Source organism: Sphaerisporangium rufum (assembly GCF_016863395.1).
GTDB lineage: Bacteria > Actinomycetota > Actinomycetes > Streptosporangiales > Streptosporangiaceae > Sphaerisporangium > Sphaerisporangium rufum.
This window is the reverse complement of record NZ_BOOU01000036.1, coordinates 170,614-193,319: the sequence shown is the minus strand read 5'-3', so window position 1 is coordinate 193,319 and position 22,706 is coordinate 170,614. Positions and strand designations below refer to the sequence as shown.

At 71.8% G+C, this 22,706-nt stretch carries 20 protein-coding genes and 1 tRNA gene; 9 read left to right on the top strand and 12 right to left on the bottom strand.

All coding sequences use genetic code 11. The features are described from left to right. Positions 1-112 precede the first annotated feature (112 nt). The 3 genes from Sru01_RS12990 to Sru01_RS12980 are packed head-to-tail and all read right to left on the bottom strand — an operon-like array spanning position 113 to position 2,826. Positions 113-1,666 (bottom strand): radical SAM protein, encoded by a 1,554-nt coding sequence (locus Sru01_RS12990; RefSeq protein WP_239137379.1) that lies wholly within the window; start codon positions 1,664-1,666, stop codon positions 113-115. Between the two features lies 1 nt (position 1,667). Then, the gene (locus Sru01_RS12985; protein ID WP_275412163.1) at positions 1,668-2,543 is read right to left on the bottom strand and encodes a prolipoprotein diacylglyceryl transferase; all 876 of its coding nucleotides are present in this window, start codon (positions 2,541-2,543) and stop codon (positions 1,668-1,670) included. Between the two features lies 1 nt (position 2,544). Continuing rightward, on the bottom strand, positions 2,545-2,826 hold the full coding sequence (locus Sru01_RS12980; RefSeq protein WP_203984642.1) for a hypothetical protein: 282 nt from the start codon (positions 2,824-2,826) through the stop codon (positions 2,545-2,547). 664 nt (positions 2,827-3,490) lie between these two features. On the opposite strand from Sru01_RS12980, the gene Sru01_RS12975 reads away from it, so the two are divergent. Beyond that, positions 3,491-3,563 (top strand) — tRNA-Arg (locus tag Sru01_RS12975). A 449-nt stretch (positions 3,564-4,012) separates the two neighbouring features. Continuing rightward, the gene (locus Sru01_RS12970; RefSeq protein WP_203984547.1) at positions 4,013-5,731 is read left to right on the top strand and encodes a glycoside hydrolase family 6 protein; all 1,719 of its coding nucleotides are present in this window, start codon (positions 4,013-4,015) and stop codon (positions 5,729-5,731) included. 62 nt (positions 5,732-5,793) lie between these two features. On the opposite strand, the gene Sru01_RS12965 is transcribed toward Sru01_RS12970, so the two are convergent. The 5 genes from Sru01_RS12965 to Sru01_RS12945 all read right to left on the bottom strand — a co-directional run bounded on the left by Sru01_RS12965 (position 5,794) and on the right by Sru01_RS12945 (position 13,639). Then, complete coding sequence (locus tag Sru01_RS12965; RefSeq protein ID WP_203984544.1) at positions 5,794-8,703, bottom strand: type 2 lanthipeptide synthetase LanM family protein; 2,910 nt, start codon at positions 8,701-8,703, stop codon at positions 5,794-5,796. A 10-nt stretch (positions 8,704-8,713) separates the two neighbouring features. Next, complete coding sequence (locus tag Sru01_RS12960; RefSeq protein WP_203984542.1) at positions 8,714-8,899, bottom strand: DUF6229 family protein; 186 nt, start codon at positions 8,897-8,899, stop codon at positions 8,714-8,716. A 587-nt stretch (positions 8,900-9,486) separates the two neighbouring features. Further along, positions 9,487-10,482, bottom strand: coding sequence for a LacI family DNA-binding transcriptional regulator (locus tag Sru01_RS12955; RefSeq protein WP_203984540.1), 996 nt, complete (start codon positions 10,480-10,482; stop codon positions 9,487-9,489). A 31-nt stretch (positions 10,483-10,513) separates the two neighbouring features. Next, positions 10,514-11,854 (bottom strand): MFS transporter, encoded by a 1,341-nt coding sequence (locus tag Sru01_RS12950; RefSeq protein WP_203984538.1) that lies wholly within the window; start codon positions 11,852-11,854, stop codon positions 10,514-10,516. A 21-nt stretch (positions 11,855-11,875) separates the two neighbouring features. Next, entirely contained in the window at positions 11,876-13,639 is a 1,764-nt protein-coding gene (locus Sru01_RS12945) for a gamma-glutamyltransferase (protein ID WP_203984536.1), read from the bottom strand. Between the two features lie 330 nt (positions 13,640-13,969). On the opposite strand from Sru01_RS12945, the gene Sru01_RS12940 reads away from it, so the two are divergent. Then, on the top strand, positions 13,970-15,238 hold the full coding sequence (locus tag Sru01_RS12940) for a hypothetical protein (protein ID WP_203984535.1): 1,269 nt from the start codon (positions 13,970-13,972) through the stop codon (positions 15,236-15,238). Between the two features lie 76 nt (positions 15,239-15,314). Here Sru01_RS12940 and Sru01_RS12935 read toward each other — a convergent pair whose 3' ends face one another. Next, positions 15,315-15,710, bottom strand: a complete 396-nt coding sequence (locus tag Sru01_RS12935; RefSeq protein WP_203984533.1) for an OsmC family protein — start codon at positions 15,708-15,710, stop codon at positions 15,315-15,317. A gap of 183 nt (positions 15,711-15,893) precedes the next feature. On the opposite strand from Sru01_RS12935, the gene Sru01_RS12930 reads away from it, so the two are divergent. Together Sru01_RS12930 and Sru01_RS12925 are read left to right on the top strand one after the other, a co-directional pair. After that, positions 15,894-16,709 (top strand): hypothetical protein, encoded by an 816-nt coding sequence (locus Sru01_RS12930; protein WP_203984532.1) that lies wholly within the window; start codon positions 15,894-15,896, stop codon positions 16,707-16,709. Further along, positions 16,706-17,080: a GntR family transcriptional regulator gene (locus tag Sru01_RS12925; RefSeq protein WP_203984531.1), complete on the top strand. Its 375-nt coding sequence runs from the start codon at positions 16,706-16,708 to the stop codon at positions 17,078-17,080. The genes Sru01_RS12930 and Sru01_RS12925 overlap by 4 nt, the downstream gene beginning before the upstream one ends. A 40-nt stretch (positions 17,081-17,120) precedes the next feature. Here Sru01_RS12925 and Sru01_RS12920 read toward each other — a convergent pair whose 3' ends face one another. Continuing rightward, a complete protein-coding gene (locus tag Sru01_RS12920) occupies positions 17,121-17,411 on the bottom strand; it encodes a YciI family protein (protein ID WP_203984530.1) in 291 nt (96 codons plus the stop codon). 224 nt (positions 17,412-17,635) lie between these two features. On the opposite strand from Sru01_RS12920, the gene Sru01_RS12915 reads away from it, so the two are divergent. Both Sru01_RS12915 and Sru01_RS12910 read left to right on the top strand, forming a co-directional pair. After that, positions 17,636-18,187 carry an RNA polymerase sigma factor gene (locus tag Sru01_RS12915; protein ID WP_203984529.1) on the top strand — a complete coding sequence of 184 codons (552 nt, stop codon included), beginning with the start codon at positions 17,636-17,638 and terminating at the stop codon, positions 18,185-18,187. Next, a complete protein-coding gene (locus Sru01_RS12910) occupies positions 18,187-19,353 on the top strand; it encodes a CU044_5270 family protein (RefSeq protein WP_203984528.1) in 1,167 nt (388 codons plus the stop codon). Before Sru01_RS12915 ends, Sru01_RS12910 begins: the two co-directional genes overlap by 1 nt. A 75-nt stretch (positions 19,354-19,428) precedes the next feature. On the opposite strand, the gene Sru01_RS12905 is transcribed toward Sru01_RS12910, so the two are convergent. Further along, positions 19,429-19,791, bottom strand: a complete 363-nt coding sequence (locus Sru01_RS12905) for a nuclear transport factor 2 family protein (protein ID WP_203984526.1) — start codon at positions 19,789-19,791, stop codon at positions 19,429-19,431. A gap of 197 nt (positions 19,792-19,988) precedes the next feature. Here Sru01_RS12905 and Sru01_RS12900 point away from each other — a divergent pair, with 197 nt between their 5' ends. Further along, positions 19,989-20,525 carry an RNA polymerase sigma factor gene (locus Sru01_RS12900; RefSeq protein WP_203984525.1) on the top strand — a complete coding sequence of 179 codons (537 nt, stop codon included), beginning with the start codon at positions 19,989-19,991 and terminating at the stop codon, positions 20,523-20,525. Next, the gene (locus Sru01_RS12895) at positions 20,525-21,766 is read left to right on the top strand and encodes a hypothetical protein (protein ID WP_203984524.1); all 1,242 of its coding nucleotides are present in this window, start codon (positions 20,525-20,527) and stop codon (positions 21,764-21,766) included. The genes Sru01_RS12900 and Sru01_RS12895 overlap by 1 nt, the downstream gene beginning before the upstream one ends. A gap of 112 nt (positions 21,767-21,878) precedes the next feature. Here Sru01_RS12895 and Sru01_RS12890 read toward each other — a convergent pair whose 3' ends face one another. Beyond that, positions 21,879-22,643 (bottom strand): glucose 1-dehydrogenase, encoded by a 765-nt coding sequence (locus Sru01_RS12890; RefSeq protein ID WP_203984523.1) that lies wholly within the window; start codon positions 22,641-22,643, stop codon positions 21,879-21,881. Positions 22,644-22,706 lie beyond the last annotated feature (63 nt).

Below are 22,706 nucleotides of genomic sequence, written 5' to 3'. Positions count from 1 at the left end.
CCCGGCGTCCTTGCCGGGCCGTCCGCCGCGCCGGCCGTCATTCCCGACGTCCCGGCCGGGCGTTGCGGCGCCCCGGCAGGCTCTTCCGCGGACCCGGCAGGCGTTTCCGGCGTCACGGCAGCACCTCCAGCGGCAGCCGTTCCCGCGGCTGGGCGGCGACCGCGGACAGCCGCTGCCCGGACAGCTGCGGCCACGCCTGCACCGCGCAGAACGGCGCGCACTGGTCCTGAGCGGCACGGGTGCCGACGTGCACGCAGCACTGGGTCAGCCGCTCCTCGATCATGGTCGAGATGTCCATGAACGGCTTGACGGTCACCCGCACCACCCGCTCGCCCAGCATCCGGCGCAGCTTCGCCCGGCGCCCCGGCAGCGCGGACGACGCCAGCGCGAGCAGGGTGGACACGCCGAGATCGCAGTTCTCGCAGATGTCCCGCCACAGGTCGCCGACCCGCGGATCCGATAGCGACGACCGCTCCGACAGCAGCCCGAGCAGCGACTCCCGCACCGCCAGTCGCAACTGCCGCGGGAGCTCGCGGTCGGCGATCCGGTTGGCCACCAGGCCGAGGTTCTCTTTCAACCGGTCGTGGCCCATCAGCGCGGTCAGCGAGCGCCACCGCCCCGCGTCGTCCCTGATCAGGTAGCCCACCGAGCAGCAGTGGGGATGCGAGCACGGCAGCGCGGTCAGATCGCGCCAGGTCACCAGCCCGCCGGTCTGCGGGCCCAGCCGGGCCAGCACGCCGGTGTGCGTCAGCCGGTCCACCGGGTCGATCGGCGCCGACCGCCCCGAGCCGAACTGCGGCTGCAACGACACCCCGCCCACGTACGGGGTGTCCAGCGCCAGCCGGACCACGTCCCCGATCTCGCCGTCGTTGACGCCGAGCGCCGCCGTCATCACCAGCGTGGTGAAGATCTCCCGCTCCGACAGCCGGCGCACCGCCTCGGCCTTCAGCCGCCGCAGGTCGCCGCCCCGGTGGTGCCGGGACGCCTCGGCTGAACTCCCGTCGTACTGCAGGTAGACCTCGACCCGCTCCCGGTGCTCGGCGAGCAGGTCGAGCAGCGCGTCGTCCCGGGCGATCAGCACGCCGTTGGTGTTGATCAGGATCCGGGTGACCGGGCGCCGGGCCAGCTCGGCCAGCAGGGCGGGCAGCTCCGGATGCAGCGTCGGCTCGCCGCCGCTGAGCATGAGCACGTCCAGCCGCCCGTTCTCCCGGGCCAGCCGCTGGTCCACGTTGGCCAGCACCTCGGCGACCGGCACGATCCCGGTCAGGTCCGGGGAACTGCCGGCGAAACAGGTGGGGCAGCGCAGGTTGCACGCCTCGGCGATGTCCGCCAGCAGGATGCAGGTGTGCTGCGTCTGCATCTCCGGCAGCCCGTCCAGGTAGGCCGCCGGCACCGGCCGGAAGTTTCCCGCCACGTCCGGGATGTGCTGCTTGGTGGGCGCGGTCCACTCCTCCAGGTACGCCAGGATCTCCGGATCCTCGTCGTACAGCGTGCGCACCAGGCCGTGCTCCCGGCAGCCGCGCTCCAGCCACACCCGGCCGTCCCGGACCGCCAGATATCCGCTCAGCCGCTCCACCTCGGCCAGGTCCCGGCCGTGACAGTGCGGGCAGAACGCGTTCACGTACCGCAGGATCCGGTCGCCGCGCAGGCCCATCCCCGTGCTCATCTCATGACCTTTCGCCGGCACCGGACGCGGGATCCGGCTTGGTGGTGTATCGCATCGGCCGCGGGTGGCCCCCGTTCGCGCCGTCGCCGTCGCGGTCGCCTTCTCCGTCTCCGTCTCCGTCTCCGTCCCCGTCCTCGGACGCCGGCCCCGGCACCGCCGGTCGCCGCAGCAGGGCGTCGTAGTAGCCGCGCCGCAGGCCGTAGCCGACCCGCAGCGCGAGCAGCGCCAGGCCCGGCAGCAGGAACCACTGCGGGCCGGTCAGGTCCAGCCACATCGTCCGGTTCGCCCGGGTGAACTCGACCAGGAACCGGAAGACCGCGTATCCGGCCAGGTAGAGCGTGAACAGCTCGCCCGGCCGATCCAGCCGGTCGCGCGCCCACAGCAGCGCCGCGAACGCGGCGAGCTGGAAGATGATCTCGTACACGAACGACGGGTGCATCGCCTGCCCGGCCAGGCACCCCGGGCACTCCGGCGTCGTCGCGGGCGCGTGCACCCCCCACGGCAGCGTGGTCGGCCGGCCGGGTGCCTCGGTCAGCGCGCAGCCGATCCGGCCGACCGCCATCCCGAGTGCCACCGCCGGGGCGAACAGATCGCCGGTGCGCTGCCGATGGCCGATGATCCGCTTGGCCACCAGCACCCCCGCGTACGCGCCGGCCAGCCCGCCGAGCACGCTGCGCGAGCCGTACAGCCACAGCTCCGCCAGGTCCAGCGTCTCCAGCCAGCCGGCCAGCCGCATGCCGATGGCCCCGCCGACCAGCGCGCCGGTCACCGCGACCAGCGACTGCTCGTTCAGCGCGCCGCGCCGCCGGGCCTCCCGGACGAACACCACCGACGCCACCAGCACGCCGAGCCCGACGAAGATCTCGTGCAGCGGCATGTCAGCCGTACAGCCCGGGATTCAGCCCGGTGCAGTAACCGGCGGTGACGATCGACGAGATCGCCCAGCCGATCATCAGCCCCATGCCCAGCCCGGTGGCCCACGGCCGGCGCACGAACAGCAGCGCGGCGCCGCCGCCCAGCGCGACCAGCGCCAGCAGCACCGCGCCGGCTCCGAGGACCACGGGGGCCGTGTCGCTGTCGCGGGCGAGACTCAGCGCGATGATGGCGGCGGCGAAGTTGATGACGGTGTAGATCGCGATCCCCGCGAACGCCAGCCCCACCACCGTCCCGGTCGACCGCCCCGCCGGCGGCCCTCCATACCCCACCGGCCCGCCCGGGGGTCCACCGTGCGCTCCCCCCGGCGGCGGCCCTTGCGGCGGCGGCCCGCCATGCGTGGCCCCCTGAGGAGGCCCCCCGTACGGCGGCCCCTGCGGCGGCGGCCCGCCATGCGTTGCGCCCTGCGGCGGCCCAGCCGGTCGCGGCCCACCCGGAGGGCCACCGGCCGGCGGTCCCTGCGGTGGCGGCCCGCTGCGAGGTCCCCCGGGAGGCTGCCCCTGCCGCGACGGCCCGCCCGGCGTCATCCCTTCCGGCGGCACCCACTGCGACGGACCACGCGGTGGCGACCCCTGCGGTGCACCGTCCCGTGGCGAGGACGGCGGCCCCGCCGGCGGCGGCCGGTCTTGCCTGCCCGCGTCGTCGTCCCCCGGCTCGCGCTCCGCCCCGTGCGGTGGTGTGCTCATCCTCGACCCCCTGTTTCCTGGCAGAGTAGAGGATCGGCATCATCGGTGGCGTTACGGACAATCTGCAATGGCCGAGCCTGCTGTCCCCGTCCTGCTGACCCCGCCCCGCCGGCCGCCCGGCCACTCCCTGAACACGCTCCCTCGCCCTGTCCCGTATCCGGTTCGAGGCAGCGCGCGAGTTCCGCTATGCTTGCTAGCGCAGCGAGCGGCCGTAGCTCAATGGATAGAGCATCTGACTACGGATCAGAAGGTTGGGGGTTCGAGTCCTCCCGGCCGCGCAACGCAGGAAGGCCCGCCACCAGGGAAGACCTGGGACGGGCCTTTCGCTTTGTCCGGACAATCTCCGGGTCTTGCCAACACGACTGCTAGCGGGGGGTGCCGGCTACTCGTCGAGCGCCTGGGCGAAGATGTCGGCCGCCGAGGGATCGAACTCGATCCTTCCGCCACCGCCGGACCACCTCGCCGGCCGATCGAAGGGCTGAAGCTTTCAGGAGCGGCAGGTGAGTGACGGGCCGATAAGTGCTCCTTTACCGAGCTAGACGACCTGATCGCGACCGGCGGACGGGCCGCACGGGCCGAGCGGCCGGGTGGGCGGTGTACAGGCGCGCGAGATGGGCGAATCGTAGTGATCGCCTCCCTGCTCTGCCTTGGGGGTTTCCGTGGGCCGGTTTCGAGGAGGCGCAGCGTGGTGGTGCGGTGGAGGACGCGGTGCCGAGGGATCCTTGCGATGGTCGCGGGAATGGTGGCGTTCGCGGTCGTGGCGGTGGCCGTGCCCGCGCTGGCGGCGATGCCACCGGCCACCTGCCGGGTGACGTATGCGAAGACCTGGGACAGTAGCGGGCGGTTCGGGGCGAACGTCACCATCGAGAACATGGCCTCGCGGATCACCTCGTGGCGGCTGACGTTCACCTGGTCGGGGGGCCAGAAGGTGGACAACGGGTGGTCCGCCACGTGGAGCCAGTCGGGCAGGGACGTGACGGCCGCGAATCTGCCGTACAACGGGACGCTGGACCAGGGGCAGCGGATCACGGTCGGCTTCAACGGGTCGTACACCGGCACGAACTCGCCGCCCGCGCTGTTCCTGCTGAACGGCGTCGGCTGCCTCGGTCCCAATCCGCCGGTGACCCCCACGGCGACCCCGACGCCCACACCCACGCCTAGTCCCACCCCCGCGCCGGATCCCGCGCGGGTGGACAACCCCTACGCCGGGGCCGACGGGTACGTGGACCCTACGTGGTCGGCCGCGGCGGCGGGCGAGCCAGGCGGGGAGGCGGTGGCGCGGACCTCGACCGGTGTGTGGCTGGACCGGGTGTCCCGCATCGCGGGCACCTCCTCGATTCCGGGGCTGCGGGCGCACCTCGACGAGGCGGTGCGGCAGGACGCCGCGAACGGTGCGACGCCGCTCACCATCCAGATCGTGCTGAACGACCTGCCCGACCGCAACTGCCTGCGGTACGCCAGCACCGGCGATTTCACCATCGCGGCGGACGGTCTCGACCAGTACCGCACCAGGTACGTCGACCCGATCGCCTCGATCCTCGCCGACCCGGCCTACCGGCGGTTGCGCATCGTCGCGGTGGTCGAGCCGGACTTCCTGCCGGGCCTGGTGATGCCGACCGGCACCATCTACACCATCAACTGCGAGCCGGTCCGCGCCGGCGGCGTCTATCCGCTGGCCGTGCGGTACGCCCTGAACCGCCTGTACGGCATCCCTAACGTGTACACCTACCTCGACGCGTCCAACCACGGGAGGCTCGGCTGGGCGGACAATTTCGGCGCGGCGGCCGAACTGCTGGCCGGCATCGGCAATGCCACCGGCGGCGGCCTGCCGCCCGTGCACGGCTTCACGGTGAACACCGCCGAGTGGGGCGCGCTCACCGAGCCGTTCTTCACCGCCTCCACGATGATCGCCGGGACGCCGGTGAAGTGGACCCGCTGGGTGGACTGGAACGATTACGTCGACGAGCTGTCGTTCGCCCAGGCGTTCCGGAACCGGCTGATCGCCGCCGGGTTTCCGCCCACCATCGGCATGGTGATAGACACCTCCCGGAACGGCTGGGGCGGCCCGGCCCGGCCGGCGGCGGCGAGCACTTCGACCGATGCGAACACGTTCGTCGATCAGTCCCGGGTGGACCGCCGTGTCAGCCTCGCCAACTGGTGCAATCAGACGGGCACCGGGCTCGGCGAGCGGCCGCGGGCCGATCCCGCGCCCGGCATCGACGCCTATGCCTGGATCAAGCCGCCTGGTGTCTCCGACGGCGCCAGCGCGGCGAATGTCGTGCCCAACCCGGAGAACATCCCGTTCGACCAGCGGTGCGACCCGCTGTTCCAGGAGCCGCGCGGCGCGTACGTACCGGGCCAGGCGCTGCCGAACGCCCCTGCGGAGGGGCAGTGGTTCCCCGCGCTGTTCCGGCAGCTTCTGGCCAACGCCTACCCGCCGCTGTAGCCGGCGGGCCTGCGCGGTCCCGAAGGGGGCAGGGCATCGACCACCGGACGGAACGCGTCGGCTTACCGCGTATGGGGCCAGCCACACTGGTTGTCCGGGTCGGGGAGCAGGATGGAGGGGAGGGAGGTGCCGGGGTGCAGGCGTAGTAGTTGGTAGAGCATGCCGCCCACTCCCGGCATCAGACCTGGGCTGAAGGCGTCCCGGGAAAGGCCGCTCACCGGGCCGTGCTCGTCCATGCTGCCGATCATGTACGCGGCGAGGTACTCCGGGGTCAGCTCTCCGGGCCCGACACCCGCGTCGATCGCGTGGCGCACGACCTCCCAGTTGCCGAGGTCTCCGTGGCAGAGCGTGTGGTTCCAGCCGATGCCCTTCGACCAGGACGACGCGGCGGCCCGGCGCAGCACGTCCGCCCAGCGCGGGTCACCTTCGCGGGCCAGCCGGTCGGCCGCGACGAGCCCGATGCCGGCGGCGCCGTGGCACCACGCGCTGGAGGTCACGCGACGGTCGTCCATTTCGCGCAGGTCGCGCCAGCCCTTCTCCGCCGGGTCGTACAGTGACTCCTCGTACAGAAAGGCGCTGGCTGCCAGGGTGCGGAAGTCCGCGGCGCCGGCCGTGGCGCTGTCGGCGAGCCTGGCCAGCGCCCAGGCGATCCCGGTGGCGCCGTGTGAGACCCCGCCTAACCCCTGTGGGAACGCGGTGCTGGGCCAGCGTGCTCCCCGGTCGTCGATGTGGGCCAGTGAGAGCAGGCACTCCCCGATGCGGTGGGCCTGCGTGGACCACCGCTGGTCACCGGTCTGTTCCGACAGGCGGAGCAACGGCACGATGGCGCCTGCCATGCCGGTGAGCAGGTCGTACACCCCGTCGGCGGCCACCGCCTCGGGCAGCTGCCCCGCCAGGGCGCCGGCCCGGGCGACCGCCTCCGCCGAGCCGACGGTGCCCAGCCTGCGCAGCAGCAGCCAGGTCCAGATCTGCGAGCCGATGCCGACGTAACCGCCCGGGGTGGCGGGGCGGCGCCGCGGCCCGGTGCGGCGTGCCTCCGCGTCGCGCTCCTCGGCCAGCCTGATCGTATGGAGGAGATCGGCGAGCAGCCCGTCCAGCCCCGGCACCTCGTCGGCCCTGCCCTGCCCGGTCTCACTCACGTAGGCGGCCAGAGTGATGGCGACCCCGTACGCCCCGCCGTACACGTCGGGAGACAGCGCTTGTACGAACCAGCCGTCGGAGGTGAGCACCGGTGCGATCCAGGTCACGGTGCCGTCGTCGCCCCGGACCGCCGTGTCGAGCACGGTGCGGGCGATCCCGGCCGCGATCCGGCGCCGGCGCCGGTCGAGGTCCTGGTGCCGGATGAGAGGCGCGGTCATCCGCTTGTTGGCGGGCATCCACCCTTCATTGAGGTAGGCGCTGACCAGAGCGGACCGGATCACCTCGCGGTCCAGGGCTGCGTCACGGTCACGCCAGCGCCGCAGCGCGTCCGCGATGAGGTCCTGCTCGTCTCCGTACGAGGTTCCGCCTGGGCCGTCCAGCCGGCCGCGAGCAGGGGTGGTGGCGAAGAAGGGGATGTCGCCGACCAGCAACTCGGCCACCTCGGCGTCGATCACCTCGGGGTCCGACGGCGCGCCGGGCAGGTTCTCGGCGTGCTGGGCCAGCAGCCCCGCCGCCCTGCCCGTCGCGGCCGGCTCGTCGTGCAGCGCGGCCGGGTGCCACAACATGCGGGCCAACTCGGCGTACGCCTCGGTGGCACGGAGCACGACCCGGATAGGACGGTCGGCGAAGTCCGTGAGCAGCCCGGCGAGCTCGTCCCGCCGATCCAGCAGGTCGAGGTGCTCGACCAGTTCGGTGAATCCGGACAGCACCAGGTCCCAGTAGTGCACGAGGATCGGATCGGGGCTCGGGTGGTTGCGCACCGCGCCCAGCTCGACCCGTTCCATCCCCAATCTCGCCATGTCCGTGCCCGCGTCGACGACGACCGGCATCTGCGTGTACGGCTGCTGGCCGGGCAGGCCCCCGGCGGCCGACATGTCGACGCCGCGCCAGGCGAGCGAGACGCCGCGTCCGGGGAGGAGTCCGGTGCGCAGCACCGATCCGCTGAGCAGGTCGGTCGCCCGGTCGACGGCGTCGCCGTATCCGGACGGTTTTGCCGGGACGTGCGGGGTGAACAGCGTCTCGCAGTCGACGACGACGGGCGCGGGACCGGCCGCGATGAGGTTCTCCATGTGCAGGTCGCTGCCGCCGATCAGCCGCATCAGCGCCAGCCAGTGCCCGACACCGCGGTAGAAGGACCGCAGCTCCGCCTCGTCGGCGCAGTAGCGGTGCTGGATGTGCTCCGCCCAGCCGTATCCCTGGCGGATCAGCACGCCGGGCACGCGAATGCTGCTTCCGGCGGGCAGCCGGGGTGCCAGGCGGTCGATCAGCCGCGCCAGCGCCTCGTCCACGGCGAGGGACCGGGGCTTGTAGACCACCTTGCCCTGCGAGCCGTGCAGGACGGCGACGCTGTGCCCTCCGCGATGGCTGTCTCCCGTCCCGAAGTCGACGCAGGCCAGCTCGCCGCGGAGACCGCCGGGCAGGGCGGTGAGCGCCGTGCGGTCGGTTGCGAACCTGTGGGCCAGTTCCACGGCCGCTGCGCACCTGTTGTCGATGAGCGCGCCCAGCCTGGACGGCATCGTGGGGTAGTGCTCGGTCAGGGACGGCCAGAACTCGGGCCTCTCGGCCGTCGCCTTCCATTCCTGCCACCGCAGCTGCGGCGTCTCGGCGGTCAGCCTTCCGCTGATCCTGGCGGCGTTGAGTTCCAGCAGCAGGACCCTGTTGACCTTGAGGCGGAGGGTCTCTTCCAGCGCTTCGGCGGCTCGCCGGCAGATCAGCCGGGCCTCCGCTTCCGCGAGGCCGGGGATCGATCCTAGCTTGGCGGACAGCCCGGCCAGCGCCGGTGCGGTCAGAAAGTCCAGCGACGGGTCGAAGTCCCCGGCCACATGGATCATCCTTTCTTGATCAGCAGCAGAAGCGGCTGCAGGTGCACGAGCTCGCCAGCCGGGTGTCCATCGCCGTCAATGTGATCTCCGACTCGGCGTATTCGCCGATGAACAGTGGGCCGGCCGGGCTGTCCCAGCCCTCGACCTCGGCTCCGCTGCGCCACGCGGCGACGATCTCGGCAGAGCGTTCCAGGGTGACAGGCATTCTTACTCCCTTCCATGACCAGGCGTCCCGATCAGCGTTGGTCAGCCGATCGAAAAAATCAATACATAGCAGGAGATATGCAGACTGGCTGATATTCGACGGAAAGGGGAAAACTGCCGTTGGCTGGGCCGGATCCTGCCCAGCCGCCGACGGGATGTCCGGGACGCGCAAGCGAGATCGGTCACTTCCGTACCGCCGGCCCACGCTCACCGAGGGGACCGTGCACATCAGGGGTTTCGTCCCGCAACGGGCCATGACGACCACCTCGGCGACGGCACCCGATGCGGGACGACCCACCGGTCCGCTTTCATGCGGAAGGGAGGCCGCGAGAAGGTTTTCGCTGTTCGGAAGCGCGAGCAGGCGGCGGCGAACAGCTCCGGCCGCCGGTCGCCCGGCGATATTTCCCACCAATGTACCGGAGATTCTTCATGTATTGCGGGCGACAATTATCGGGATTTGTGAATGTAGCCCTCCGCCGGCGTGCCGCCCGGCCCGAACACCCCTCCCGCGCGCAGCGAAGATCCACCATTGGGGACGCGATAACGTTCACGCATGTTCTCCAGGCCCCCGGGGGAGCGCCGAGGATCTCACCGTGGAAGTCCTGCGGCGTCCCTTCCGTCGATCTGCGGCTTCCTGCGGGTCGCGCTGCGCTGGATGAGCTCCAGTGCCACGCTCGGGTTCATGGCGGGCGCCGCCGCGCCCCGGATCCGTGCTTCCAGCAGCTCGACGAGGTAGCGGGCCGACCTGTTCACGTTGAGCCGCAGGCCGGTGATCGGGGTGGACGCGTACTCGGCCAGCGGCCCGTCCGTCACCGTGGCGATCATCAACTCGTCGGGGACCTTCACCCCCATCTCCAGTGCGGCCGTGAGCGCCCCCCGCGCGAAGACGCTCGAGGACGTGATGACCGCGTCGGGCGGGTCACCGGCGCGCAGGAGGTTCGCCGCGGCCTCCGCTCCGGCCGCCTCGCCGATGCCGTCGTCGGCCATGCGGATCATCGGAGCATCACCCCACGACCGGACCGTGGCGGTGTAGACGCCGAGGATCGACCGCCGGTACATGTTGTCGGTCTGCCCGACCAGGGCCGCCACCCGCCGTGCCCCTCGGGACCTCAGGTGGGTGAGCAGGCCGCGAATCGAGTCGACGTAATTGACGCCGACCCACCACCGGAACTCGTTCTCCGCGGGATCCGGGTCGAAGGAGACGGCGGGCATGGACCGGTGGACGAGGCTCTGCAGGTCGCCGTCCCCATGCCTCGGGTAGAGCACGACGCACCCGTCGAGGCGGGGCGTCTGCCCGACCAGATCATCGAAATGGGCGGCCGTCACCGCGGTGTATCCCCGGGCCAGTCCGGCGACCGCGACCGCGCCGGCGAGGTCGGCGAAGGTGGCCGTTCCGAACGCGAATCCGGGCACCGCCTCTGGCGGCCTGATGAGAATGCCGATGTTGGCGCGTGCCCGGTCATGCCGGTAACCGATCTCGGCGGCCGCCCGCCAGACGAGTTCCTGGGTGGCGGCGGCGACGGGCCGGCGTCCGCTGAAACAGTGTGACGCCGTGGTCAGCGAGACACCGGCCCGCTCCGCCACTTCGGTGAGCGTCGCGCGGCGTGGTACCGGGTCATGTGCGAGCAGTTGCGGTGGCTCCGTCTGGGTCGTTGACTTCCTGGGTCGACAGGCGCGAGGTCTCCCGCAGCCCGAGCGAGCACGCGATCAGCACCGCCATGGCGAAGGTGCCGTAGGCGGCCACGGCGACGGGCTGCTGATTCGACATGATCAGTAGTCCTGTCGCCACGAACGAGGCGGTGCCGCCGCCGATGGCCGCGCCGATCTGGTACGAGGCCGACATGCCCGAGTATCGCATGCGGGCGGGGAACTGCTCCCCGAGGAAGGCCGGAATCGGGCCCTGCGTGATGCCGGTGATGAGGCCGGTGATGCCGAACGCGAGGACGACCAGGGCGATGCTGCCGGTGCCGACCATGGGGAAGTAGATGTAGAGGAACACCGCCATCGCGATACCGCCGAGCACCATGACGGTTCGCCGGCCGACGCGGTCGGACATCAGCGCGAACAGCGGGGCGCTGCAGAAGAGCACGAAGCTGTACACCAGTTGGGCGACGAGCGACTCGGTCGCGCCGTAACCGATCCCGGTGAGGTAGGACAGGAAGAACGTGAAGCCGATGTAGGCGACGGTGTTGTACCCGTAGCTGACGCCCAGGCCGAGGAGAACCGTGCGCGGGCTGCGCTTCACCGCCTCCGCCAGCGGCATCTTCCGCTTCGCCCTCGCCGGGGCGGTCGGGATCGCCTCCTGCTGCGGCATCGACATCCGGGCGAGGAGTCCGACGAGCACGAGGGCTCCGCCGATCCAGAACGGGATGCGCCACGCGAGCGGGGTGAGCTGGTCGTCGAAGGCGATGCTGACGATGGTGAAGACGCCACCACCGAGGAGGGTGCCGAGGCCGATGCCCATGCTGGTGAAGCTGCCCCACAGGCCGCGCCGGTTCGCCGGGGCGTTCTCGATGCCGAACAGGGCCGCGCCTCCCCATTCGCCGCCGGCCGCGAACCCCTGGACGAGCCGCAGGAGGACCAGAAGGATCGGCGCCCAGACGCCGATGGTCGCGTAGTCGGGCAGGAACCCGATGGCGATGGTGGCGACGCCCATCGTGATCAGTGTCGTGATCAGCATCTTGCGGCGGCCGATGATGTCGCCGAAGTGGCCGATGACGATTCCGCCGAGCGGCCGGGCGAGGAAGCCGGTCCCGAAGGCGGCGAAGGCGTAGAGGGTGCCGATCAGCGGGTCGCTTCCCGGGAAGAAGACCTTGTTGAAGACCAGGCCTGCCGCGAGGCCGTAGATCAGGAAGTCGTAGTACTCCAGCGCCGTGCCGAGCCCTGCGACCAAGAAGGTCCGCAGCGCCGAGACGGCGTTCGCCGCCCGCGGAGCCTCGGTCGAGGTAGACGCCATGGTTGCCACCGTTTCTCGTTGTCAGTCGCCGTAGGCGGACGTGGGGATGGCCGACTCGGACTGGCCGGCGGCCGGGTGGCCGGCGACGTTGGGCCGGGCGAAGTCCATCGTGAAAGGCTCGTTCGAGGACGGGACGAGCGTCGCCCCGAGGTCGGCCAGGGCCTCCAGGTGCTCCGCCCGGCCTTCATGGACGAGGATCTTCTGGCCGCTCGCGTCGAGCCTCGGCAGCGCCAGCGCCTCGGCGGGGCCGAGCCGGCCGTCGACCATGTTGATGATCAGCTGCGCGACGGCGCTGATGATCCGCCGGCCGCCGGAGGCGCCGACGGCCGCCACCGGCCGGCCGGCCCGGGTGATGAGGGCGGGCCCCATGTTGGCCAGGGCCCGGGCTCCGGGCCGGACGCTGTTGGCCGCGCCGGCGGCCGCGTTGAACCACGCCATCGCCGAGTCGAACAGCAGGCCGGTGCGGGGGCACAGGATCCCGCTGCCGAAGTGGTTGGCCGCGGTGTGCGTGATGGCGACGGTTCCGCCGTCACGGTCGGTCGCCGAGATGTGCGTCGTGCCGCCCGTCGGGGTGGACGCCAGCTTCGGTGACCACTCCGGCGCGCCGGCGCCCGTCTCGGAGTAGGCCCAGGGGTCGTGCGCCGCGACGGAGGCGTAGGTGAGCCATGGGGCACCGTCGCCCCACCGGGGCAGGTCGGTGCCCGCTTCGACCAGCCGCGCCAGGTCCCGGGCGTACCTCGCGCTCAGGAGCTCACGGGTCGGCACGGGAACCACCGCCGGGTCGCCGAGCCAGTGATATCGGTCGGCGAACGCGTGCCGCATCATCAGGGCGAGGCGACGTGTCTGCTCACCGCTCTCGTGGGACGTGGAAGGCTCCGGGTTCAGCGACTGCCAGCCGGCGAGGATCTCCAGCTCGGTGATGCCGCCGCCCGGTGCCGGCGGCACGGACACGTCCACGTCGCGGTAGCGCATCGTGAGCGCCGGACCGATCTCCGGAGCGGCGGCACGCAGGTCCTCCAGGGACAGGAGGCCGCCGACATCCCGGGCCGTGGCCACCAGCCGCTGGGCGACGGCGCCGGTGGTGAGGGTGTCGAGGGATGAGCCCGCGACCTCTTCGAGGGTACGGCCGAGCGTGGACTGCACGACGCGCGGGCGGGTGTCGAAGGAGAACCCGTAGCTCCCCGAGGACCGGTGGCCGATCGGCAGCCCGGTGTCGTCCAGGAAGGTGCGGGCGGCGGCCTCGTCGCGGCGTAGACGATCGAGGTCGCTGAGGGCGCTGGTGAGGAACCAGGCGTCGGCTGCGAAACCGTTGTAGGCCGCCTCGATCGCCGGCCGGCACACCGTGCGCCGGTCCAGGCGGCCCCACCGCTCGTGTGCGGTCAGCAGCCCGAGCAGGGTGCGGGGGACGCCGGGCGCCAGCGGCCCGTTGACGTTCTCGTCGTCGACGACAGGGGCGAGGCCGAGCACGGCGGAGCTTTCCGCGTCCGGGGTGAGGCGGAACATGGCGGTGGAGGCCGCCAGCGGTGCCCGCGGACCGAAGTCGGCCGCGATCGGACCGTTCCCGCCGTCGTTGTAGAGCATGAACCCGCAACCGGCGAGCGTCGTCTCAGTGGGCTCGACGACTCCGGCGACGAGAGCCGCCGCGACGGCGGCGTCCACGGCGTTGCCGCCCAGCTCGAGAATCCTCAGGCCGGCTTGGACGCTGCTCTCGTGCGGGCCGACGACGGTTCCCTCGCCGGATCGGCGGCGGGAGACGGCCACCCGCCCGGGTCGATGTGATCGCAAACCCGGCCCTCCGTTCCTGTACCAGTGGCGCCCCAACGTAAGAGGGCCGCTGCCGGAACAAAAGAGGTTTTGCATCTTTTGCGAGTAAACAGATGCGGTGTCGCTTTTTGGAGGCGGCTGGCCGGCGTGATCGGTGACAGGTCGAGATCTGTGCAGGTAGACGCCCAGGAAGATGCCGGTGTCCGCAAACCCGGGCACCTCGATGAGCCGGTCCCCGCGGGCACGGTGCGTTGCCGTCCGGCCCCACCGGCTTACGCGATGACCTGGCACCGTGCCGTCTCACCTTGAGCGGCTCGCCCCGGATGATGTCACGACCATGACACGGAAGTCGTGGCGACCGAACGGGCTTTCCGGGTGGCGCGTCCATTTGGTATGCGCCGATCGTGTGACATGCCGGGGAACCCGGTTTTAGCCTGGTCGAGCCACCCGGCGACGATCACGGCCGTGATGATCCTGCTGCTGAACGATCATTTCCTCAAGTACGTGTGGCCGGGGTTCGTCACCGGGAAGGTGAGCGACATCGCCGGCATGCTGGTCGCACCACCGCTGCTCGCTCTGCCGGCGGCAGCATTCGCTCGTGCCCGCAGGCGGCGGCACGCCGACCGCGTCGCCCTGGTCTCGATTCTCGTCACCGGGTGCGGGTTCGCCTGCGTGAAGGCCACCTCGACCGGAGCGTTCCTGGCATCTCAGGCCTGGTCCGTGGTCACCGGCCCGTCGGTCATCCTCGCCGACGCCTCCGACCTCATCGCTCTCCCGGCGCTCGCCGTCACCTGGCGGATATGGCGGCACGCCCGGCACGTCGCCTCGACCACCTCGCCGGGGTCGGGCACGGCCCAGGCGATGATCGTGGTTCCCGTCGCGATGTTCGCGGTCGTCGCCACCCCGGCTCCGTTCCGCTACGAGGTGAACGCCGTCGGCGTGCAGGACGGAGTGATCATCGTCCACAACACCTTTGCCGATCCGGTGATCAGCCGGGACGGCGGCACCACCTGGAAATCGGCCGGAGACGAGATCCCGCTCCCGGGTTCCCGCACGCTCGGGCCCGAGACGCCGGGGCTTGATCGGGGAGGCCAAATCGCGCCTGGACCCGTTTTCCCGACCCCTAAGCCCCGCAGGAAGGCGTGTGTGCCGGAACGACCGGAGCACTGTTACCGCGTCGACCCGCCCGCCCTGCGCGTGGACGAGACCAACGACGGCGGCACGACATGGACGGCCGCGTGGCAGGTTTCCCCGGAGGTGCGGAAAAGGCTCAAGGAGTCCTGTTCCGAGGAGGGGGCTCGCCTGTCCTCGAACGCGGTCGCGGTACTCGCCCGGCCAGGGGGACATGTCGTGGTGGTCGCCAACGGGTGCGACGGCATCGCGCTGCGTGACGTGTCGGGAGTTTGGCACCGGTTCACCTTCACCGACAATCTGGATCCCCTGCCGGAACGAGCGTCCTATCCGTTCACCGAGCAACCGCTCCCCACGGCGGATACGACGGCCGGCATTCCGTGGCTGCGCAATTCCCTGACCATCGCGGCAGCGGCCGTGGGACTCCTCTGCCTGGCCGTCATCATCGCCGGCCTGCGCCGCCGGAGGGCCGGGCGGCCCCAGGGCTGAGCCGGCTCGGAGACGGACGGCGGGAATGACTCGGCGCCGATCCGGCCGGTGACCAGCCGGTCAAGGGGCTCGATCGTCAACCGGTCCTCTGCACGGTGGCACCCTGCCGGATGGCGCGGGGGATCTCGGCGACGGAGTCCACGATGTCGATCAGGCGGGCGATGCTCTCGGATGAAGCAGGGGAGCTGACGTCGACGGTGTAGGTGATCCCGGTCGACGACCAGCTCTCGACATCGAAGCCGCCCGACGCGGAAACGCGCACTCCCAGGAGTTCGATTCCGAGTGCGGCGGCCTCCCGGTAGAGGTCGTTGAGGACGCATCCCGCGGCTGCGAGGTGAAGGAGATGTGCTCCGGTGAAGTCCGCCTGGACGGTCACGCCGTCGGGTGTCCACCGATGAGGGAAACGCACCACATGCTCGCCCGTCACCTTCAGCGATCCTGCACTCACGATCACGTTGAAACGATCATCCATGGTTCGGCTCCCGGAACCTTGCGCGTGCGGACGTGACGACAAGAGCCGTCCTACACGTCGCAGCCGCTGACCGCCAACAAGGGACTCCCTCGGCCAGGAGCGTCCACGCCCGATGGGGCGTTGACTTTGTCGCAAGGTATGACTCATTATCTTGGTACAAAGGTTGCGACAAAGGAGGATGTCATGACCCGTGAAGCGTTACCGGACGCCGACCCGCCGGCGGGGGCGGCCGATCTCCGAGCGGCGGGCGTCTGGCTGACCGTCCATGGGATGACCGAGGCCGCCCCGACTCCGCTGCTGGCCGAGCGGCTGGCGGTCCGGGTACGTGCCCGGCTCGCCGCCCAGATCGGCGCGGCCGTGCTCATCATCGGGAGCGCGCTCGCCGCCGTTTCCGCCTTCGGCGGCTCCCAGCGCTACCGGCCGCTGTCGCTGCTGGCCCTGACCGCGCTGGTGGTCGCGCTGCTGCTGATGCAGTCGCTGCTGGACTGGTGGGTGCGACGCGTGGACCGGCGGGCGAGCGCGACGCTGTCCCGCCGGGCCGCCCACTCGATCCAGCCTGGCTGGCGGGCGGTGCTCGGCCGGCCGTTCGCCGCCCTCATGGTCGGCACGTTCGTCGGCGGGATGGGGCTGGCCGGGAGTGCGCTGGCCGTTCCGGACCGTCTCGTGCGGCAGCTGGCCGTCGTCCTGCTCATCGGCCTGCTCGGCGTGACGGCCATCACCGCCGTGCAGCTGCGCCACCTGCTGCGACGCCCGGTCGTCGCGGAGGACGAGGAGTCGCTGACCGCGGACGTCATCATGCGCGTCGAGGACGCCCGCGAGCTGACCGCGCCGAACGTGCAGGTGACGCTGCCCATGGTGCTGGCGTTCGGCGCCGCGCCCGGCTGGTGGCGCGTCGCCGCGGTGGCCTACCTGCTGGTGGCCATGGGGGCCTTCGTCGTGCTCCGTACCAGGTCGTCGCCGAGTGCGACGGTGGCCCGGCGGGTCATGGGCGCCCGATGATCGTCATCGACGCGGCCTCGCCGGTGCCGCCGTTCGAGCAGCTGCGCGCCCAGCTCGCCCGGCAGATCCAGGACCGCACGCTGGCCGTGGGCGCCCGGTTGCCGACCATCCGGCACCTCGCGGCCGATCTCGGCCTGGCCGTCAACACGGTCGGCCGGGCCTACCGGGAGCTGGAGGAGGCGGGGCTGATCGAGACGCGCGGGCGGGCCGGCTCGTTCGTGTCGGCGGCCGGCGAGGAGGGCCGGGAGCGGGCCCGCCAGGCCGCCGCCGACTACGCGGCGGTGATCGCCAGTGTGGGCCTGGACCCGGGCGAGGCGATCCGCATCGTCCAGGCGGCCCTCGCGTCCGGCACGGCCCCTGCCTCGCCATGACCGCGACCCCGACCGGCATGGGCGCACACGCGGCGATCCCTCAGCCGGCGGTGCCGGTCGAGGGGTGCGGTGGCGGGCCGGCCACCGGGGTCCACTCACGTACGGAGATCACCTGGACTCCCGGGGTGCGGTAGTACGGGTCCGCGGCGAGGATCGCGTCCAGGTCCGCGCGGTCGGTGGTGAAGACGAGCAGCGCGCCGGTGTCGTCGGCCCAGGGGCCTGCGGCGAGGAGGCGGCCCTCGTCGTGGAGCCGGTCGAGGAGCGCGCGATGGGCGGGCCGGGCCGCGAGGCGCTCGGGGGTGGCGGTGAAGGCGAGTTCGACGACGTGCATGCCGTCGAGGATAGGTTCGCTGGCGTAAGCGGGTCGCTATCTTCTGAATCTTCCGATACGGGCGGCCGCGCGTCCTCTCACCCCGGAACAGCGCGTCCGGTCGCCGGGCCTTCCTAGCGGTCCGCGCGAGTGCGCGGCGCGCCGGCCGCTTGCATGGCCGGCGCGGGCTTAGACGGGTTTCCGCGCGATCGGTAATCGGTGGTGCCGGGGAGGGACTACTTGGCGTGGACGATCCCCAAGAACGCTTCACCGAGCTGTACGAGAGGCACTACCGCAGTGTGCTCGGCTACGCGCTCATGCGGGCCGAACCCGATACCGCCGAGGACGTGGCGAGCGAGACCTTCCTGGTCGCCTGGCGGCGCCTGGACGACATCCCCGGCCTGCCGCTGCCGTGGCTGCTCGGAGTGGCGCGCAACCTGCTCGCCAAGCAGCGTGGCGCGCGGTATCGCGGCCGGACGCTGATCGACCGGATTGCGTCGTTCACCACGGCCGCCGACCAGACCGGCTGGGACGTCGCCGACCACGTGCTGGACCGGCAGAGCGCGCTGGCCGCGCTCGCCTCGCTGCGGGCCGGCGATCTGGAGGCGATCACCCTGGTCACCTGGCAGGGCCTCACCCCGGACGAGGCCGCCGCCGTGCTGGGCTGCTCGACCCGCACCTTCAACGTACGGCTGCACCGGGCCCGCACCCGACTGGCCGGCGCGATGCGGGCACCGGGCCGCTCCCGGGCCGGCGTTCCCGGCCGCCGTTCCCACTCGTTCCTGGAGGAGACCTGATGAATTCGACTCACGACCCCGGTGCCGGCTCTCCGGTGGCCGACCGCATGGTGGCCGCGCTCAGACCGGCCCGGCTGGACGAGATGACCGGCGAGGCATACCGGCGGCGCCGCTCCGCCGACCTGGCCCGCGCCTTCCGGACCCCCCGCACGGCCGCCCCGGCCCGCGGTGGCCGCTTGTCTCGGCGCCTGCTCCTCACCGGGGCCACCGCCGCCGGGCTCGCCGCGGCGGTGGTCGCCGTGCCCGGCCTGGTCTCGACGGACCCGCCGGCCCGCGGCCCGCGAGTCACGGCCTCGGGCCCGCACCCTCCGGCGGTCCGGTTGGACGCGCACGCGGTCCTGCTGGCGGCCGCGGAGACGGCGGCCCGGGAGCCGGCCGCCGCCGGGCGGTACTGGTACACGATGGAGCGGACCACCCGGCGGGTGGACCACCTCGTGAACAAGCGGTCCGCGGACGACGCCAAGCCGATGCGGCCACGGCAGGCGCCGTTCGCCGCCACCGTCTCCGGTTCGCAGGAGTCCTGGACCGCCCGCGACCCGCAGGACCGCACCCGGACCATCACCGGCATCGACGTCAGCGTCGACTTCGGCTCGTCCGACGACGAGGCGAAGTGGAAGTCCATGGGATCGCCCGACCTCCGCGGATTCCCCGCCGAGCCGCACGTCAACGACTACGACGAGCCGATCCGGTTCATGATCGGGCAGCGGCGGCTGAGCATGGACCGGCTCGCTAAGCTGCCCGCCACCGAGACCGGGCTGGACAAGGAACTGCGGCGCCGCCACCAGGCGGACGTCGACGACCCGAAGGACCCGCTGCGCAGCACCTACCCGCAGTACGTCTGGGCGACGGCGCAGGACCTGCTGGCCGGGCCGCTCACTCCGGGTACCCGTGCGGCCCTGTACCGCCTGCTCGCCGCGCAGCCCGGCCTCACCATGGTCGGAAAGGTCGACGACGGCCTCGGCCGTTCCGGCATCGCGATCGCGATGAAGACGGCCCCGGGGGACACCGAGTACGAGTCGGATCGGGCGCCGGAATATCGCCTGGTCGTCGACCCGGACACCGGCCGGCTGCTGGCCTACCAGGTCCTGGACGGCGGCACCGAGCCGTTCCTGTCCGTGGCCTACCAGACGATGGGCTGGACCGATGGCCTCGGCGAGCGTCCCTGACGGGACGACACGGTGGCCGGACGGGCCGCGGCGCACGGGGGGCATCGTCCACCCGGCACCCGCTCGCCGGGCGCCCTAGACCGCGTAGACCGGGGCGAGGTCGACGAATATCCGGTAGTCGGAGATGAGGCCGTCGTCGCGGGTGTGCCAGATCGACACGGCCACGGCGCTGACCTCCTTGCCGTCCAGCCGCCGGTAGGTCACCTCGGTCTCGGCGATGATGTCGGCGTCCACCTGCCAGTTCCGGACGACCCGGTGCCGTAGGCCGCCGATGGTGGCGTAGAACTCGCGTAAGCCGGCGACGATGGCCGCTCGTCCCGCCAGTGGCTCGGCGTTGCCGAACACCAGCGTGGCGTCCTCGGCCAGCAGCCGCCCGAACTCCTCCGGGTCGAACGTATCGACCGCTGCGAAGACGCGCCGTACCGTTTCGTCGGACATGCCGGTCCCCTCTCGTTCTGGTGGGATCACTGCTGGGGACGATTACCGAGCCGGGGACGGCGGGCAACTAGCGCGAGGGTGGGGAAATCGTCGCCGCGCGCGGACTGCCGGATCATGTGCAGCGGAAGTCGGCGGGAAGAGCGGCCGGGCGACGGTGAACAAGAGGTGTCCCGTTCTTCCGGCAGGGAGACCCTTGCATGTTCACTGTTCGCGACGAGGCGTCCGCCCTCGGTTCCGAATGGCTCGGCGCCGCGTTCGACGCCCATTACGCGGAGATCCGCCGTTACGTGGGCCGGCGGCTCGACCTCGACATCGCCGAGGATCTCGCCGCGGAGACCTTCCTCATCGCAGTCCGGCAGCGGGACCGGTTCGACGCCGCGCAGGGCGGCGTGCGGCCCTGGCTGTACGGCATCGCTACCAACCTGATCAGGCGGCACCGCCGGGCCGAACTGCGCCGCTACCGGGCGCTGGCGAGGCACGGCCCGCCACCCGACGACGACGACCAGGACCAGCGGGTCGTCGATCGCGTGGCGGCGGGGTTGACGGTGGCCCGGCTGTCGGACGCGCTGGCCCGGCTGTCGCCGGGGGAGCGGGACGTCGTGCTGCTCATCGCCTACGGCGGGTTCGGCTACCAGGAGGTCGCCCAGGCGCTGGGCGTGGCCGGCGGCACGGTCGCCTCCCGGCTCAGCCGGGCCAGGACCAAGCTGCGCGCGTCGCTCGGAATGGAGTTCTGATGGATGAGTTCAAGGTCATCGACCAGGTCATGCCGGACGTCCCGCCCGCGACCCCGGAGGCTATCGCCCGGGCGCGGGCCCGCGTCCGGCGCGCCGGGCCGGGCAGGGCGCAGGTGTGGGCCAGAGGGCTGGTGGCGGCCGTGGCCACGGTGACGGTGATCGCCGCGGTAACCCTGCTGCCCCGCCTGGGCGACGCCGTGCACCCTCCGCGGGCCGCGAGCGACCCGGCGCGGGACTGGGTCGCCGTCCCGGTCACGCCCTACCAGCCGCATTCCGGCCGGATCAGCGCCGACCCGGCCAACTCCCCACCGAGGACGTTCATCGCCGCCGGCGCCGTCGCCATGTCCGCGTACTGGGTCGGGTATCTGGAAACGATCTCTCCAGGCGTGCAGGAGCTGCGACGCACCTGGTATCTGTACGACCCTGGCAGCGGCACCTACGAACGGACTTCGTGGCGGATGCTCGACGTCGCCCCAGGCCTGCGACTCGCCGCCGTTCTCGAGGGGGAGTTGCCCTCCCGGCGACTCGGCATCTTCGACATGAACCGCCGGCAAGTGGTCGGCCGGTTCGAACTGGAGCGGCCCGCCGCGGGATTGGCCTGGTCCCCCGACGGTACGAAGATCCTCGCCACCACCTACGACCAGAACCCCGACCGGTCGGCACCCGCCACCGGGCCGGTGCGGCACCGTCTCATGTCCGCCGGCCCGCGGACCGGATTCACCGTCGTCGACGTGGCGACCCGCGAGGCACGGTTCGTCGCCCTCGCACCGCTGAGCATGTCCCCCGAGCCGGGAGCCGAGGCCCTCGGGAACGGCAATGCGCGACAGGACCTCGGCTGGAGCATGGACGGATCGCTGATCTGGGGACCGACCGACACTATGCCGGACAGGGTGTTCTATGACCTGAAGGGCAGGCCCCACGCCGCCCCCGCGGAGCCCTACCTGCCCTACCGTGCGGAGCCGGCGGTGTCCCCGGACGGCAGGCTCGTGGTGCTCGGCCCGCCCCTGCGCGTCGAGGAACGGGCCGGTGGGAGAGTCGTCGGAGAGCCGGACGTCTTCGAGGTGCTCACCTGGGCCGGCGATGACCTTCTCGTCGGCATGGGGTGCGCGAGCGAGTGCGGAAACGAGCACCGCAACGGCCTGGTCCTGGTGAGCGCCGACGGTAAGAAGGTGACCCGGCTGTCGGCCAACCGGGAGAACGACGAGCTGGGCCGCTGGGAGTGGCTCCTCACCCCGCGCTGACGACCGCCCAGGTAAGGCAGGCCCACAGCGGCATCGGATCAGTGCGCCAGATGGCTCTCGCTGCGAACGCCGGGCCGGCTCCGGATCGATCCGGGTCGGGTGCGCGGGCGGGTCAGAGCATCGGCGCCGGAGTGGCGGCGATCAGCCCGCCGTCGACGAGGATGTCCTGCCCGTTGATGTAGGAAGCCTCGTCGGAGGCGAGGAAGGCGACGGCGGCGGCCACCTCCTCGGCGGTGCCGGTCCGGCCGGCGGCCACCGCGGTGGCGATGGCGGCCCGCGCCGCGGCGGTGGTCTCGGCGCGGAACGCCGGGGTGTCGATGTAGCCGGGGCTGACGGAGTTGACGCGGATCCGCCGGGGCGCCAGCTCGGCGGCGAGGGTGCGGGTCAGGTTGCGCGCCGCCGCCTTGGTCGCCGAATAGAGCGCGGCGTCCGGCATTCCGCGGTACGGCCCGAACGACGCGTTGATCACGATCGCGGCCCGATCGGGCAGCAGCGGCAGCGCCTTCTGGACGGTGAAGAACACCGCTTTGAAGTTGATGCCGGTGACGCGGTGGAACTCGGCCTCGGTGACCGCGCCGACGGGCTGGAAGGCGCCGATGCCCGCGTTGGCGAACACCACGTCCAGCCGCCCGTACCGGTCGGTGATGGCGGTGACCAGCGCGTCCAGGTCGGCGAGATCCGCGGCGTCCCCGGGGACGCCGAGCGCCCGGTCGCCGAGCCGCTCGACCGCGGCGTCCAGCCGGGCTCTGTCCCGGCCGGTGATGATCACTTGGGCGCCTTCGGCGAGGAGCCGGGCGGCGGTGGCCGCCCCCATGCCGCTGGTACCGCCGGTGATCAGCGCGATCCGGCCGGCGAATCTGGAGCTGTCGTACGTCATGTCCTCGATCGTGCCGACCCGGGGCGCGAACATACAGTGCGCGCCGATCGTGGGTTCGGCACC

Coding starts and splice junctions, on each gene's coding strand:
- Sru01_RS12905 (WP_203984526.1), bottom strand. CDS start 19,791: ATGTCCGACGAAACGGTACGGCGCGTCTTCGCAGCGGTCGATACGTTC.
- Sru01_RS12920 (WP_203984530.1), bottom strand. CDS start 17,411: ATGCACGTCGTCGAACTCGCCTTCACCGCCACCCCCGAGCGCCTCGCG.
- Sru01_RS12990 (WP_239137379.1), bottom strand. CDS start 1,666: ATGAGCACGGGGATGGGCCTGCGCGGCGACCGGATCCTGCGGTACGTG.
- Sru01_RS12965 (WP_203984544.1), bottom strand. CDS start 8,703: ATGATCCATGTGGCCGGGGACTTCGACCCGTCGCTGGACTTTCTGACC.
- Sru01_RS12950 (WP_203984538.1), bottom strand. CDS start 11,854: ATGGCGTCTACCTCGACCGAGGCTCCGCGGGCGGCGAACGCCGTCTCG.
- Sru01_RS12935 (WP_203984533.1), bottom strand. CDS start 15,710: ATGGATGATCGTTTCAACGTGATCGTGAGTGCAGGATCGCTGAAGGTG.
- Sru01_RS12985 (WP_275412163.1), bottom strand. CDS start 2,543: ATGCCGCTGCACGAGATCTTCGTCGGGCTCGGCGTGCTGGTGGCGTCG.
- Sru01_RS12960 (WP_203984542.1), bottom strand. CDS start 8,899: ATGCCTGTCACCCTGGAACGCTCTGCCGAGATCGTCGCCGCGTGGCGC.
- Sru01_RS12910 (WP_203984528.1), top strand. CDS start 18,187: ATGAATTCGACTCACGACCCCGGTGCCGGCTCTCCGGTGGCCGACCGC.
- Sru01_RS12895 (WP_203984524.1), top strand. CDS start 20,525: ATGGATGAGTTCAAGGTCATCGACCAGGTCATGCCGGACGTCCCGCCC.
- Sru01_RS12900 (WP_203984525.1), top strand. CDS start 19,989: ATGTTCACTGTTCGCGACGAGGCGTCCGCCCTCGGTTCCGAATGGCTC.
- Sru01_RS12925 (WP_203984531.1), top strand. CDS start 16,706: ATGATCGTCATCGACGCGGCCTCGCCGGTGCCGCCGTTCGAGCAGCTG.
- Sru01_RS12930 (WP_203984532.1), top strand. CDS start 15,894: ATGACCCGTGAAGCGTTACCGGACGCCGACCCGCCGGCGGGGGCGGCC.
- Sru01_RS12890 (WP_203984523.1), bottom strand. CDS start 22,643: ATGACGTACGACAGCTCCAGATTCGCCGGCCGGATCGCGCTGATCACC.
- Sru01_RS12970 (WP_203984547.1), top strand. CDS start 4,013: ATGGTCGCGGGAATGGTGGCGTTCGCGGTCGTGGCGGTGGCCGTGCCC.